12 protein-coding genes and 1 CRISPR repeat array are annotated in these 13140 nt (G+C 53.6%); of the genes, 10 read left to right on the forward strand and 2 right to left on the reverse strand.

Annotated features, from left to right (window positions below):
* The first annotated feature begins 55 nt into the window (after nucleotides 1-55).
* Both Q6L55_10690 and Q6L55_10695 read left to right on the forward strand, forming a co-directional pair.
* A complete protein-coding gene (locus tag Q6L55_10690) occupies nucleotides 56-814 on the forward strand; it encodes an MlaE family lipid ABC transporter permease subunit (protein ID MEN9259176.1) in 759 nt (252 codons plus the stop codon).
* A 33-nt stretch (nucleotides 815-847) separates the two neighbouring features.
* Nucleotides 848-1108: a TIGR02450 family Trp-rich protein gene (locus Q6L55_10695; protein MEN9259177.1), complete on the forward strand. Its 261-nt coding sequence runs from the start codon at nucleotides 848-850 to the stop codon at nucleotides 1106-1108.
* 11 nt (nucleotides 1109-1119) lie between these two features.
* Here Q6L55_10695 and Q6L55_10700 read toward each other — a convergent pair whose 3' ends face one another.
* Both Q6L55_10700 and Q6L55_10705 read right to left on the reverse strand, forming a co-directional pair.
* Nucleotides 1120-1551 carry a hypothetical protein gene (locus tag Q6L55_10700; GenBank protein MEN9259178.1) on the reverse strand — a complete coding sequence of 144 codons (432 nt, stop codon included), beginning with the start codon at nucleotides 1549-1551 and terminating at the stop codon, nucleotides 1120-1122.
* Nucleotides 1552-1731: 180 nt separating this feature from the next.
* The gene (locus tag Q6L55_10705; GenBank protein ID MEN9259179.1) at nucleotides 1732-2649 is read right to left on the reverse strand and encodes a WYL domain-containing protein; all 918 of its coding nucleotides are present in this window, start codon (nucleotides 2647-2649) and stop codon (nucleotides 1732-1734) included.
* A 177-nt stretch (nucleotides 2650-2826) separates the two neighbouring features.
* Here Q6L55_10705 and cas3 point away from each other — a divergent pair, with 177 nt between their 5' ends.
* From cas3 to cas2, 8 genes are all read left to right on the forward strand, one after another.
* Nucleotides 2827-4866, forward strand: coding sequence for a type I-D CRISPR-associated helicase Cas3' (gene cas3 / locus Q6L55_10710; protein MEN9259180.1), 2040 nt, complete (start codon nucleotides 2827-2829; stop codon nucleotides 4864-4866).
* Nucleotides 4867-4877: 11 nt separating this feature from the next.
* The gene (cas10d, locus tag Q6L55_10715) at nucleotides 4878-7811 is read left to right on the forward strand and encodes a type I-D CRISPR-associated protein Cas10d/Csc3 (protein ID MEN9259181.1); all 2934 of its coding nucleotides are present in this window, start codon (nucleotides 4878-4880) and stop codon (nucleotides 7809-7811) included.
* A 17-nt stretch (nucleotides 7812-7828) separates the two neighbouring features.
* Nucleotides 7829-8923 carry a type I-D CRISPR-associated protein Cas7/Csc2 gene (gene cas7d, locus Q6L55_10720; protein ID MEN9259182.1) on the forward strand — a complete coding sequence of 365 codons (1095 nt, stop codon included), beginning with the start codon at nucleotides 7829-7831 and terminating at the stop codon, nucleotides 8921-8923.
* 14 nt (nucleotides 8924-8937) lie between these two features.
* Entirely contained in the window at nucleotides 8938-9675 is a 738-nt protein-coding gene (cas5d, locus tag Q6L55_10725) for a type I-D CRISPR-associated protein Cas5/Csc1 (GenBank protein MEN9259183.1), read from the forward strand.
* 171 nt (nucleotides 9676-9846) lie between these two features.
* Nucleotides 9847-10425, forward strand: a complete 579-nt coding sequence (cas6, locus tag Q6L55_10730; protein MEN9259184.1) for a CRISPR system precrRNA processing endoribonuclease RAMP protein Cas6 — start codon at nucleotides 9847-9849, stop codon at nucleotides 10423-10425.
* 2 nt (nucleotides 10426-10427) lie between these two features.
* The gene (cas4, locus tag Q6L55_10735) at nucleotides 10428-11015 is read left to right on the forward strand and encodes a CRISPR-associated protein Cas4 (GenBank protein MEN9259185.1); all 588 of its coding nucleotides are present in this window, start codon (nucleotides 10428-10430) and stop codon (nucleotides 11013-11015) included.
* Nucleotides 11012-11989, forward strand: a complete 978-nt coding sequence (gene cas1d, locus Q6L55_10740; GenBank protein ID MEN9259186.1) for a type I-D CRISPR-associated endonuclease Cas1d — start codon at nucleotides 11012-11014, stop codon at nucleotides 11987-11989. The genes cas4 and cas1d overlap by 4 nt, the downstream gene beginning before the upstream one ends.
* A 3-nt stretch (nucleotides 11990-11992) precedes the next feature.
* On the forward strand, nucleotides 11993-12286 hold the full coding sequence (gene cas2 / locus Q6L55_10745; GenBank protein MEN9259187.1) for a CRISPR-associated endonuclease Cas2: 294 nt from the start codon (nucleotides 11993-11995) through the stop codon (nucleotides 12284-12286).
* A 260-nt stretch (nucleotides 12287-12546) separates the two neighbouring features.
* Nucleotides 12547-13095: a CRISPR direct-repeat array (repeat unit 37 nt; unit sequence CTCTCAAACTCTTCATCCCGGTATGCGGGATTGAAAC).
* Nucleotides 13096-13140 lie beyond the last annotated feature (45 nt).

The following is a 13140-nucleotide window of genomic DNA, read 5'->3' on the forward strand; positions in this document are numbered from 1 at the left end:
ACCAGCGGCAGCCCTAGTTCAGCCTCTACAATCAAAGGGGAAGGAGAATCCGGCAATGATTTGGGTGCAGCGGTTCGGCAGCGCCCTACTGTTGTGGGGGCAGGTGATTGTCCATCTGTTGCGGGGGCGGGTCCATCGGCGGAATTTGCGGGCCCAGTTGAACGTCGTCGGGCCGGAGTCCCTGCTGGTGGTGGTCCTCACCGGTTTATTTGTCGGCATGGTCTTTACGATTCAGGTGGCGCGGGAGTTTATCCGGTTTGGGTCTGGGGATTTGGTCGGCGGCGTTTTGGCCCTGGCCCTGATCCGGGAGTTAGCGCCGGTGCTGACAGCTGTGATTGTCACCGGGCGGGTGGGGTCGGCCTTTGCGGCAGAGCTGGGCACCATGCGCGTAACCGAACAGATTGACGCCCTATATATGTTGAAAACCGACCCGGTGGATTATCTGGTATTGCCGCGGGTGCTGGCCTGTATCCTGATGCTGCCTTTATTAACTGTGGTGGCCTTTGTGGTGGGTATCGCCGGTGGGATACTGATTGCTCATGGTCTATACGACCTGAGTATCCGGCAATTTCTAGACTCAGTGGAGCAGTTCATGGAGGCCCAGGACCTGGTCAAAGCCCTGGTCAAAGCCGCCATTTTTGGTATGTTGGTGGCGACGATTGGGTGTGGCTGGGGGTTGACAACGACAGGTGGAGCCAAGGGCGTTGGCCAGTCCACTACGGCTTCGGTGGTCACCGGCTTATTGGCCATCTTCATCGCCGACTTTTTCCTGTCCTGGTTAATGTTTCGGGGAGTGGGGACGGCACCGTTTTAGGAACCGATGGGACAGGGCTTATCCAGTATCAGGGTGGGGTCTGCCTGGACAGCACAGGAACCGCTGTGGGGTTGGCGACACTTTCAGGTGAAAAATATCCAGCGCCGGGACCGGTTCACTTTTGTCGAAATGGTGGCCGTATGCGACCCGCAGGTGCGTTTCTGGCTGAATGCTCAACAACTGCGCAACCGAACCCTGTGGCAACCCGGTTGGCACTCCCTTTCATCATCCCAGGACCCCCCTGAAGGGATGCCCCCTGTCCCCCCCTACGAACAGGAGACATCAGACGGATAAATCTCTAGATTTTACTGCGGGACCGAGCCGACACCAGCAATGACCCCCCAGGAACCCAGACGACCCACGTTACAGCCCCCTAGACGTCCCACGGCACTAATCTGCAACGCATGATGGCCCCGAGGGAAACCCCTGCCCAGCTCGACAGCCGCCTGCTGCCCTGGTGCCAAGAACCCGGTTTCCCAACGTTGTCCACTGCTTGTTGTGACAATGTACTTCACATCAGAACAATGGCTCGCCGGTGCCCTAAGTTGCATAAAGTACTCCACGTGAGAACCATCCGAGTGAAAGTTATAGTTGGCGCTGCGGTCACAGGTCTGTCCGGCTGAGCTACAGTTGACGACGATGGGATTGGCATAAGTCTGTTGGGGAGCGACCGTCAAGCCAACCATGGTCATAGCCCCCAGGGCCGTCACCTGGAGCGCAAAGCGTTGATAAAACATGAGAAAAACCTCCATGGGTATGATGTCAATCATAGGGTATAGAGATAGAGACCACCCCAAGGAGTTGACGTAGGGGATTGATCACCGCTTGCCGGAGTCACCAATCCCCCAGGATTGGGTCATAGGCCCTTGTTGGGCATCTGCAAGGGTCTAGCCCCCATGAGCGGTTGGGTGGCTGAACTACCCCTGCAAGCCATATCTTTGATACGCCCGCTGCAGTTCCTGACTCAATTCTTGAGCAAACCAATCCGGTTCCAGCACCTGGGCCTGGGCACCGTATTGCAACAATCGCTGGCGCAACCAAAATAGGGAATCCACCGTTGCCTCCAAGTCCACGAACGTTCCATCCGCAGCAGTGGCCACTACCTGTTCGTAGGGCCGCCGGGGTTGGTAGGTTGCCAGCTCCCCGTATAACCGATAGCGCACGGTCAAAGTGGGAAAACATTGGCGGCGCCAGGGAACCTTTGACGCGGGACCCACCCCGACGATCCGGTCCACCCGCAGGGTGAAGTTTTCTTCCACACTGGGCGAGGGCAGGCGACGCACTAGGGGAATGGGGGGATTCGGCACCCAGGCAAACAAGTACAACACCCCATTGTGCCAGCGCAGTTCCGAGTAATCGCAATCCCACTGACTCTCCTGCCCCGAGGACGCTCGGTAGCGGACCACAAAACGCCGCCGCTGCCGCATCCGCTCCTGCAAATCGGCCAGCAACACCTGGTAGTGGGGTTCGCTGTAATCAACGGGGGGGTGAAACTCCGCCTTCAAGGCCCTGGGAAAGTCCGTTTCCTGGAGCCGTCCCACCTGCAGCAGGTGATGCGCTTCCCGGTTGAACCCCAGCGCCGCCAGTAGGTGGGTCCCTAGCGCCAATGCTCGCCTTTGCTCGACCGACAGCAGCACTGGAAACGCTGAAGCCACTAGCTCGTAGGGACGATGGGGGCCACTGCGAATCTCAAACCCACAGTCCCGCAGTCGGCGAATGGCTCGCACCACCTTTTGCTCCAGGTCCCCCACCGGTTGCTTCTGCTGCTCCAGCCAACCCTCCAAAGCCACCACCAACTCCCGTCGCCACCGGGGTTTCTCCGTCAAAAGCCGCAACAACTCTAAGTAGAATGCTAAGTTGTCATTTTTTGATAACATACTCGCGAAAAAGTGGTTTAGGATGAATGTGTTGCTAATGACGAGTATATGAGATTTCTGGTTCAACCCTTGTATGTAGCCCGAAACCCTGGTGTAGGGCAGTGTCCGTTGGGGTGTACTCGCCAATGTTGGGTCATGGAAGAGGCTCCCAACTTTGCGGCGTCCTCAGGGCAAAGTTGTCCCCTGTTCCAGCACCAGGCTGAAACTTGGGCAGCCCTACAGCAGGGGCAAGCCAATGTTATTTTCAACACCGCCCCTACGGGTGCCGGGAAAACCCTGGCGGCATTGGGGTTGGGGTTGTGCCAGCCGAACCAGCGGACTATGGCCCTTTATCCCACCATTGAACTGATTGAGGACCAGGTGCGCAGTTTACGGGGGTGGCACGAGCGGTTGGGACAGGATTTCGACCAGCGGGTGGAGCATTTATACGGGGAGGAACTCAGTCGGCGGGTGGTCCAGGGCACCAGCAGCCGGTTTGAGGTATTGGCCCAGGCGATCCAGCAAAAACCCCTCCTACTGACCAACCCGGATATTTTCCATCTGATCGCCCATTTCCGTTACCGAGACCCCCACTACAGTAGTGATTTGCTGCCCCTGGCGCTGGCGGATTTTCCCCATGTATGGGTAGCCGATGAGTTTCACCTGTTTGGGGCGCACCAGGAGGCTGCCATGTTGAATACCATGGTTTTTCTGCGGGCGGTCCGAGGGGACCAGCGGCCCTACCGGTTTGTCTTTACTTCGGCGACACCCAACCCTGCGTTTCAAGACCAACTGCAGCAGGCGGGTTTTAAGGTGCAGGAAATCAATTGTCGGAGTGTTGCCCAAGATACACCAGGCTATGCGCTCGTGGCGCAACCTGTGACCTTGGAGTTTGTCCAATTGACACGGGAGCAAACAGCCAGCGATTGGCTCCTGGACCATGCCGAAGTCATCCGCCAGATTCTGCAGGCGGAATCACCGGGGCGGGGGCTGGTGATTCTCAACTCCCTTGCCCAGGTCACCCAGGTAGCGAGGCAGTTAAGGGAGCGTTTGCCGGAGGTGATGGTGCGGGAAATCAGCGGGCGCATGGACCGGCGACAGCGGGCGCAGACCCAGGCGCTTTTGCACCAGGCACAGCAACCAGTACTGGTGGTGGCCACATCGGCGGCCGACGTAGGGGTGGATTTTCGCATCCATTTGCTCATCACCGAGGGGAGTAACAGTGCGACGGTGATTCAACGCCTGGGGCGGGTGGGCCGTCATCCCGGTTTCGGGGTCTATCGCGCCTATGTGTTGATAGCCGGTTCTACGCCCTGGGTGTCGGAACGGCTGCGGCAGCAATGGCAGTCGGAGCAGCCGGTGGCGCGTCCGCACCTGGTGGAGATTATTCGCCAAGCCTTTGATCCGCCGCCCACCTTTCCGGAGTATCAGAGGCGCTGGGGGGCCTTACAGGCGCAGGGGTTGCTCTGGCAGATGAGGCAGGAGCATGGAGCCGTTTTCCAACAGACCTACGAGCGCATGGTGGCAGCTCTCCAGCAGGTTTATGGCCAGCAACTGCAACCCCGGTTGGGGGGCTGGCGCCGGTTAGCCGACCAGGGGGACCTGGGCCGAGCCATCCAGCAGGAGCTATTGCGGTTTCGGGGCGGGACTACCCTGCAGGCAGCGGTGTGGGATGAGCACTCCTTTTACACCTATGACCTGCTGCGGCTATTGCCCTATGTGGACGTCGAACTTTTGACTCGGGAAGACTTTTTGCAGGCGGTGGAATCAGCTGGTTTCAGTCCCCTGGCGTTTCCTCCCGAGGGGATAACCCTTTATCTGCGGGTACGGAAGTGGCGGGAGCAACGTTTGCTGGTGAAATTGCAGTGCCATCAGCCCGCGACCAATTTGCGCACCGGCGAGCTGACGCTATTGACGGGAGTAGCTGTGTCAGGACCTCCCCACGTCCGGGAAATCAGTCAGGTGTTAGCGCGCCAGAAACTGCTAGCTTTCCTGGTGCCCCTGTCGGATCAGCAATCCGCCGACACAGTGCGTCGCCATTTACGGTTGAGCGCCCTATTTGGGCTATACGATTTACAGGACGGGGATGGCTACCGCTACGCCTGTGCCTTTAACCAAGATGCCTTATTATTAGAGGCCCTGAGATCCCGGCTCACACCCTTTTTACGCAACGACCATTCGTCATTGATTTTTTAGAGGAGTTAGCCATGAGCCTGTTACGGACATTACTTTTACGCACCCTTCCACCGGAGACGGACCCCATTTTGCGCACCTATATCGAAACCGTGGTGCCAGCAATGGAGCAGAAATTTGGTGGTATTACGGCGCTGGGAGGTTCCCAGGAGGTTCATTTCCACATCCTGCAGGCCAAAGGGGACCCACAGGCCGCTGTCAAGGCCCAACGTTATGCCCAGCGACCTGAGCAAAGCTTACTGGTTCACGTCCTCAATGCCCTAAGCATTGCCTGGCAGTTAATCCCCTACTTAGAAACGCCCCTCAGTGACACGGAAAAACGTTTATTGTGCTTGGGGCTAACTCTGCACGACTACAACAAGTGGTGTGCAGGCGATGAGCAAGACCCCCCTCTGGCCAGCGATGTTGCAGGCATCAAAGCCCTCTGTGCGTCCCTGGGGGAAAAACTAAACTTTGCCGGCTTCTGGCCTGAGTGGCGTACGTATCTGACAGAAATCGGCTATTTAGCCCAAAACACCCAAGCCAAGGTCGGCACCAACCTCCCCAAGGTCAACTGGGAGCCATTTCAGATTGATGATGTAACGCGTCTGGATATGCCTTTGCGGTGGTTATTGCGCTTTGGGGATTTGGCTGTGCATTTGCAGGACCCCGGCGACCTGGTTACCAGCCAAACCGGCCAAAGCCTGCAAGAAACCCTGTGCTGGTTAAACCTAAAGCAAAAGCTGGTCTATCACCGATTACGGGACTGCACCGGCATTTTAACTGATGGTATTCACAACGCCGTTTTAGACGCTGCCAAGCAACGGGGCTGGCAACCCCTGATCTTTTTTGCCCAGGGGGTTATTTATCTAGCGCCGCCGGATGCCTTGCCACCCCCACTGACGGAATTACAGGACATCATTTGGCAGTGCATCAGCAACGTTCTCAGCCAGAGGCATATCGGCTTCAAGCGGGACGGCAAAGGGTTAAAAGTGGCTCCCCAGATTCTAGAGCTTTTATCGCCTGCCGACCTGATTCGCCAGCTTCCCCACGTCATCGAGTCCTATGTCAAAAACGCCAAAAATCCCGCCACACCCAAGCGCTTAGAAAAGTTAGATTTAACCCCCCAGGAGCGGCAATTTTTGGCTCGAGGCGCTGACTTAAGGGCCGATCGTTTAGCTGAATTTATTACCTTTGTGCAACGGGAGTTTTTCAGCTGCTGTATCCCTGAATTTACGCGTTGGATGCTGGAGAAATTGGAGCTAGCAACCGAATTCAGGCCCGAACAAACGCAGGAGCAAGCCGGCGGCGTGATTTACGGCTGGTATCGGGCAGCGGCCCACTTTATTGCCCAGCATGCTACTTGGGATGACCGACAGGCGATGGAACATTTACAAACCCTAGCCAACGACCTGGCCAGCTGGGCCGCGCAAAGGCAATTACTGCCGGTGCAGAGCAGTCCAACTCAGACCACCTTTCGTGAATATTTAGCCCACTATTTAGAGCTACAGGGCTGGGAGCCATCAGCACCGGCAGTGGCTACTGAACTCAGTCGTTATACAGAAGCCAAAACCCGTGAGGCCCAGGCTCCACTTTGTTCCCTCAGCTCCGGCGAATTTGACACCGAAGAGCAGTTGGATTCGGTAGTGTTATTCAAGCCCCAGCAATATAGCAACAAAAATCCCCTAGGTGGGCGGCAAGTTAAGCGGGGGATTTCTCGGATATGGGCCTTAGAAATGCTGTTGCGTCGGACTTTTTGGTCCGCCCAGCGTATACCCGAAGAAGACCAAAACCCCATCTTTTTGTATCTGTTTCCGGCCTATGTGTATTCGCCAGCTGTAGCCCAGGCCATTCGCCTACTCGTCAAAGAACTTAAGTCGGTGAACTTTTGGGACCTGCATCGTTATTGGCTCGAGCAGGGCATGGAGGTCAGTAGCCTGCGCCACTACAACTGGCTATTAACCCCTGATGACCGTTGCACTTCCTCGCGGCAGACCTACACGCGAGAAGATTTGCCCTTTTTAGCCGTTACCTACACCACCACCCGCGGCAAAACGGTGGCCGAAGCCTGGGTAGAACCCCTATTTTTGGGACTGCTGTTGCCGTATTTACTAGGCATTAAAGTAGTGGTTACCCCCAGTCCCATTCCCCTGTACGACAGCGACAGTGACTTTCTAGAATCCATCAAATTAGACGGTCCACCTGATTTTTGGCACGTGTTGGCGTTACCGACTTCCATCTATCTGCGCAACTGGACCCAGCAGCAAGTTCAAGACCTGGGGCAGATGCTGAATCGTTTACTGGTGGCCTACAGCCTACATTTGAGCAGTCGGGGGCAGCCCCCTGATGCCCGTTGGCAGGACCTACCGCGCACCATTCGCGACGTCCAAACGGACATTTGGTTTCTCTTTGCCATTGCCCAAGAAGGATTACGCAACGGTAACCGTAAACCCAGTGCCCAGGAAGTGAAGCGTTACTGGCACTATGCAGAACTTTGGTCACAAGGAGATGTTGCTATGCAAACCAAACTCAAAATCACCCAGCGATTGGTGGAGGAATACCGCCAGTTTTATCGGCCCCGTCTGGAGGAATCCAGCCACACTTTGCTATTGCCTTTAACCAAGGCTCTCGACCACATCCTATCCGTTCCTGAGGATTGGGACGATGAAGAGATCATCCTGCAGGGGGCCGGCATTTTACAGGACGCCATCAAGCGGCAGGAAGTGGCCAAACGCCCCATCATGTGTGATAAAAGCAAACCGTTTGCCGAGCGGCGCCGTCTTGAACTCCAAGCCATTTATCAGTTTATGTCCACTTGTGTCCATGAGTTGTTTTGCCAGCTGTGCAAAGGAGACCGCGCCCTGTTGCAAAAACATCGCAACCGGTTAAAATCCGGTGCCGAATTTGCCTATTGCCTTCTGGCCCTTCAGAATGAACAAGCCCAAGCAGGTTTAGCCCAACCCAACTAAACTAAAGGAGGTGTATCATGACCACCAAGAAACTACCCATTCAATCAGAGGCTCTGCAGGCTCTGCAGTCTCAACTGCATAAAGCTTTTCCCCGGCTGGCTTCTGGGAAATACGTTCACTTTTTCCTAGTGCGTCACAGTCGTTCCTTCCCCGTTTTTCAAACCGATGGGGTGCTCAATACTGCCCGCGTACAGGCTGGTTTACAATCAACCAAGATGATGAGCCGACTGGTGATATTCAAGCGCAAGCAAGTGACCCCTGAGCGGTTGATGGGGCGGGAGTTATTGCGGGCTTTAGGACTCACCAGTGGCAACGAAGGTGACGCCAACTACTGCCAGTACAACGGCGAAAACACCTGCAAAAAATGCCCCGATTGCATTATTTATGGCTTTGCCATTGGCAATCAAGGGTCTGAGCGCTCCAAGGTATATTCCGACTCCGCCTTTTCGCTGACCCCCTATGAAATTTCCCACCAAAGTTTTACCTTTAATGCCCCCTCCGAAGCTGGGACCATGAGTGAGCAGGGCGAAATGCGCAGTTCTATCAACGAACTGGACCATGTGCTGCCTGAGGTTAACTTTCCGGCAGTGGAAACCCTGCGTGACCCCACGTGGGAAGCCTTTATTTACGTACTGGGGAACTTGCTACGCACCAAACGTTACGGCGCCCAAGAATCGCGCACGGGTACCATGACCAACCACATTGTCGGCATTGCCCTATGCGATGGTGAAGTCTTTAGCAATTTACACTTCACCCAAGCCCTGTATGATGCCCTCAAAGCCCGAGGTGAGATCAACGGTCCCATTGCCGATATTTGCCAGCAGGCCAGTCAAGTAGCGCAAGAATTGCTCACCCAGGAACCTGTCACCAAACAACAGCTCATCTTTGGTGAAGCTCTAGAGCAACTGCTTGCCGATGTAACCCACATTTATCAAAGCAGTGACCAACTGCGAACTGTACTTGAAACCCTCTACGGGCAAACCACCACCTATGCCCAGGAGTACGGTGCGTTGCATGGAGCTAAAGAAGAGGGCAAGAGAAAGGGGCGTAAGCGCCGGGACCAGGGGGATGAGTCCGATGCTACTGAGAGCGAGCAGGAAACCCTCTTTTAGTTGGGAGCAGGATCATGCCCATTTACCAATGCACCTTGACCCTGCATGACAATGTCTTTTTTGCCACCCGCGAGATGGGAATTCTCTACGAAACAGAGAAGTATCTCCACAACTGGGCACTGAGTTATGCCCTATTTGCAGGCATCCACGTCATGCAGTCGTACCGGCTGGTGGGTCCAGACGCCCAGCGCCCTAGCTACCTTGACCCCACCAGTGAGCAAAATCTCTTACCACTCAATAAGGAGGGAATTTATGTATTTCCAGCCAAACCGTTGCAATGGTCCTACCAGGTTCATACGTTTAAGGCAGCCCAAGTTCACTACTATGCTGAAGCGGTGAAATTTGGCGACTGCACCGGCAATTTTCCTATCAATTACGGGCGGGCAAAGGAGCTGGCTGTAGGTAGTATTTATCAAACCTACATCCTTGCCCCAGAAACGGTTCAGATTCCCCGCTGGATACGGCTGGGCAAGTGGGCAGCTAAGGTCCATGTCCAGATACAGACCATTGCCGAGGTTGAATCTGGTTCCGGTAGCTACATCTGCACCCATCCTCTCAACCCACTGGATTTACCCCCGGCAACCCGCCTCCTTCTCTACAACCGCATTGTCATGCCCCCCAGTAGTTTAGTCAGCCATGCTCAACTGGAAGGGGACTATTGGCTCATTGAAAAAAGAACATACCTACCCCGAGGAGTTGCCTATGGAGCTAACTACCCCCAAATCCACAGCCCTACATGCCCTAGTCATTGAATTAGTTGCTAGCCAGAAAGGCGAACTACCCAACCACTGCGGGCGGGCCATTTATGCCCAGGTTTTACGGTGGATTCAGTTTGGTAATCCCGAGCTAGCCCAAGCTATCCACGATGGTTCAGAATCCCCCCTGTCCCTGTCAGACTTACTCACCAAAAAAAAAATCGTCGAGTGCACGAAGGGGATGAGTGTTTTTTTCGTATGGGGATATTGGATGGCAGCATTCTTGAGCCATTACTAGTGGGTCTGGAGCGCTGGGAGCAAAAACCTTTGCACTTAGCAGGCTGTTCATTTTTTCTCAAAGAAGTCTGCATGTTACCTGGTACCAATCCCTGGGTAGGTTCCGCCGATTACACTCTTCTAGCCAAGATGGCCCAGCCTATAGATAGTCTTCAACTCCATTTTGTTTCACCAACCAGGTTCAAGCTGCATGATGGTCAGGGTATCCAACCATTTCCCTTACCGGAGTTGGTGTTTGGCAACTTGCAGCGGCGCTGGAATGCTTTTGCACCAGAATCTCTGCAAATTGCCAAAGTCAATTGGCAAATTCTGGTGTCCCATTTCGATCTAAAAACACGAAAGATTTACATGGAAAACACAACGGAGATTGGAGTAGTTGGCCGTGTGCGTTATGTTTTTCATGATCGGGAGCAATCCCGTCTTGCTAGTCAGTTAGCTCACTTTGCATTTTTCTCAGGTGTTGGTCGCAAAACATCTATGGGAATGGGCCAAGTGGTTTTGGAGGAATAACTATGGATGATTTTTTCTTGCCTTTAGCTTATCTGAATGCTTGGGAGTACTGTCCGAGACGTTTTTACCTCGAGTGTGTTTGTGGCGAGTGGGAGGATAATGAATATACCCTCATGGGCCAGCATGTGCATCGGTCTGTGCAGGTGGTAGGGGCGTTGCAAGAGAGTGGAAAGCGCGTGTTCCAACAGCAGTGGGTTTGGAGTGAAAAGCTAAAGGTCGGTGGCATCATTGACCGGGTAGAAGTACACAATGGCCAACTTGTGCCGGTGGAGTACAAAAAGGGAAGAATGGGCCGTTATCTAAACGACCATTTCCAATTATGCGCTGCTGCCTTGTGTCTGGAGGAACGAACAGGGGTAACTATTCCGTACGGTGAAATCTTCTACCACGGCAGTCGGCGGCGACAACAGGTGTATTTTACAGCAGATTTACGCCAGGCTACTGCCAAAGCAATTGCATCGGTCTACCAGGCTATGAATGGACCTGTTCCTGCGCCCATATCCCATCAAGGTAAATGTGCAGCCTGCAGCATCTATAACATCTGTTTACCCCGAGAAGTGCGACATTTGCAGCAGGAGCGACAGTCATGACAGTTCTATACATTACCCAACGGGAAGCAGTGATTAGCAAAGCCTATGAGGCCTTTGAAATTACGCTCAAACAGGCAGATGGTTCGTGGAAAAAGTCAACGATTCCGGTTCAGACTGTTAACCAAATTGTCTTATTTGGTAACCCTCGCCTGACGGGTGATGCACTCATGTATGCGTTGGAGCTAGGTATCACAGTGCATTACCTATCAAGTTTTGGAAAGTACTTAGGTTCGACTTTGCCTAGTTGTTCTCGCAATGGGCAGTTACGTCTAGCCCAGTACCAGTGTTATCAAGATGCAGACCGGTGTTTACATTTGGTGAAGACTATTGTTGCTGCTAAGATTACGAATCAATACACTGTTTTATATCGCCGAGGTTACCGGTCTATTTCTCTCAAACGGTATAAATCTGAACTACAGAAGCAGACCAATTTAGAGCAGGTGCGGGGTATTGAGGGTACGGCTGCGCGAGAGTATTTTGCCTGCTGGCCAACGCTTTTGGGGGATGAGTGGGGCTTTCGGGGACGTTATCGCCGCCCACCCACTGATCCGGTCAATGCACTGCTCAGCTTTGCCTATGGTTTATTGCGGGTGCAAGTGACTGCTGCTGTACATCTAGCAGGATTAGATCCCTACATTGGCTACCTGCATGCAGTAACGCGGGGACAGCCGGCATTAGTTTTGGATTTGATGGAGGAATTTCGTCCCTTGGTAGCTGATAATCTGGTGCTGACAGTGCTTAAAAACCGTGAGCTAAAACGACAGGATTTTTGTGATAGTTTAGGTGCCTACCAACTAACAGAGGGAGCACGTAAAACTTTCTTGGAGGCTTTTGAGAAAAAAATTCAGGATGAATTCCAACACTCAGTTTTTGGCTACCGCTGTACCTACCGGCGCGCAATTGAGCTGCAAGCGCGGTTACTAGCCCGTCATTTACAAGAAGGCGTGCCCTATCAACCCTTGGTGCTGCGTTAGGCTATGACTACTCTCTTCTACTTAATTATCTACGACCTACCCGATACAAAAGCGGGCAATAAACGCCGCAATCGTCTGCATAAATTGCTGTCTGGCTATGGCAAATGGACGCAATACAGCGTATTTGAGTGCTTTTTAACAGCTACCCAGTTTACCAAGCTTCAGGTACAAATTGAGAAGCTTATCAAGCCCCAGGAGGACTCGGTGCGCATCTACGTTTTGGATGCCGGAGCTGTGAGGCGGACCCTGACCTACGGTTCGGATAAGCCCCGCCCAGACAAAGTGCTGATTATCTGAGGGCAATTTCACAATGATTTAACCGACAGCCCCTTGTCCGACCGGGGGGAGTGCTGATTATAATGGTATTCGTGAACCTCAGTGGGGGCCAAAATCCTAGGGGGTTCACGAAAACCGCCAGAACCTGGACAAAACGATAGTTGAGCCTGTGATCGCCCAAGATTTGTTAGGGCAATGTACTAAAGAAAGTGTCCTGATGGGGGACCTTCACGAAAAGTGGCGCCAGACATCCCGGTAGGCGGGCTTTTTCAGGCGAGGGCCTCTCAAACTCTTCATCCCGGTATGCGGGATTGAAACTATCTTAAATACCTTTGACGGGTACCGCTCTACCGCTCTCAAACTCTTCATCCCGGTATGCGGGATTGAAACCTGTAGCGACTGAGATAACCCAGGGCGACCTGGTGACTCTCAAACTCTTCATCCCGGTATGCGGGATTGAAACTCCTTTAATTGTTTTCACGCAGGAGGTAGGAGACACCTCTCAAACTCTTCATCCCGGTATGCGGGATTGAAACTACTTCAAGGGAGCGCTGGTGAGTGCCGCTCGATTTCTCTCAAACTCTTCATCCCGGTATGCGGGATTGAAACTACTGCCGAACCACAACCCTAAGCCGCGCGGATGGCCTCTCAAACTCTTCATCCCGGTATGCGGGATTGAAACTTTGTGGTTGTTTGTGGCATGCTGTACTTTTTCGGACTCTCTCAAACTCTTCATCCCGGTATGCGGGATTGAAACGCTCGTGTCGCTGTTCAGGACGGCCCTTATTTGTGGCTCTCAAACTCTTCATCCCGGTATGCGGGATTGAAACATTACCCCAAATATCCTGAAATTGGGGGTAAGACGGCTCTCAAAC

It is taken from the genome of Gloeomargarita sp. SRBZ-1_bins_9, assembly GCA_039794565.1.
GTDB lineage: Bacteria > Cyanobacteriota > Cyanobacteriia > Gloeomargaritales > Gloeomargaritaceae > Gloeomargarita.